At 38.1% G+C, this 561-nt stretch carries 1 pseudogene; it reads left to right on the plus strand.

Features of this window, described 5'->3' with window-relative positions:
- A pseudogene (locus H5158_RS23205) lies at positions 1–218 on the plus strand (helix-turn-helix domain-containing protein); the annotation flags it as partial.
- Between the last annotated feature and the right edge of the window lie 343 nt (positions 219–561).

The raw sequence follows: 561 nt of genomic DNA on the forward strand, positions 1-561 counted from the left end.
TTTTAGCTTTATCACGTAAAGAGCCTAATGCAAGAAAGCGCATACGCCTGCTTGCTGTTTCATTATTCTTTGAGGGTGAAAACAGAACGAATATTGCTAAGCGCCTAAATACAGCGCGCGGCAGTGTCAATAAATGGGTTTCAAACAACCTTAACAATGGAGTTGGATACGGCAACACTGTTTATCTAATCGTGTGTTTAGTGGTTATGAAGAAATAGTCGAACAGGTTTCGCAAGCGTGGAATAAATTCATTCCTGATCCTGATACGGTTAAAAGCATATGCTCTAGAGACTGGATCAAATTGACTTAATCTTTATGCAGACTGGTATCACAGACAAACCCGCACTCTCTATAAAATCACCCAACTCGCTAACGACATAAGAAGAAACTATAAACTAGACAATAAAAAGCCCAACGTTGTGCTGGGCTTGGTGTAATACCAATCGACTTAAATATTTAACCATTCTAGCGAGCTAAATAAAGTGCTAACTGCGTTATAATTTATTCAAGTATAACAACTACATGTCGAAACTTACGCCTTGTTATCACTGTATTTATCTG

Origin of the sequence: Pseudoalteromonas sp. SR45-6 (assembly GCF_014163545.1) — a bacterium.
GTDB lineage: Bacteria > Pseudomonadota > Gammaproteobacteria > Enterobacterales > Alteromonadaceae > Pseudoalteromonas > Pseudoalteromonas rhizosphaerae.